Source organism: Streptomyces milbemycinicus, from assembly GCF_002154605.1.
GTDB lineage: Bacteria > Actinomycetota > Actinomycetes > Streptomycetales > Streptomycetaceae > Streptomyces > Streptomyces milbemycinicus.
In genome coordinates, this window is the sequence record NZ_MUNE01000579.1 from 1 (window position 1) to 614 (window position 614).

Annotated in this window: 1 protein-coding gene; it reads right to left on the reverse strand. The window is 72.2% G+C overall.

Translation table 11 applies throughout. From position 1 onward, the window contains the following. The coding region (locus CCN51_RS38845; RefSeq protein WP_425444790.1) for a DUF4135 domain-containing protein at positions 1–584 on the reverse strand (584 nt) is incomplete at its 3' end. Positions 585–614: the final 30 nt, after the last annotated feature.

Sequence of the window (614 nt, forward strand, 5' to 3'; positions counted from 1 at the left end):
GCGCGGGGGTGCAGCAGTGCTTCGAGGTCGACGAGGACCGGGTGTTCCCCGGCGGCGATGATGTTCTCGTGGTGGAAGTCGGTGCCGCCCAGCGCGTGCACCAGGGCCAGCAGCGCGCCGGTGCGCCAGTAGAAGCCGGCCACGTCCCGTGTCGTCGCGCAGGGCCGGGCCGTCACGCACTCCGCCCAGCCGTGGTCCGCGCGGGTCAGGGTGTTCGGGGTGCGCAGGGCGTACGGGCTGTCCTCGTTGAAGCGGTACAGGACGCATGCGAACTGCTCGTCCACGGCGNNCACCGCCGCCACACCGCCCGGACGGGCGCCGGACAGCAGGGCGTCGCGCAACTCGCCGAGGTCGTCGCGGAGATGCCGGGCGAAGCGCGTACGGCTCGCCACCCAGCTGTCGAGCAGTTCGGCCACGCAGCGGGCCAGCACCGGGTACTCGGTCCACAGTCGGTGCTGGACCCGGGGGCTGGTGAGCGAGTCGACAAAGAGGCGGTAGCGCTCCTCGCCGGTCCTTCCGGACGCGAGTCGGCCCTCGACGCGCGCCACGTTGATCTCCAGGATCATGGTGGGCTTGAGCACCATGGCCAGCCGGTCGACGGGCACGCTCGCCGA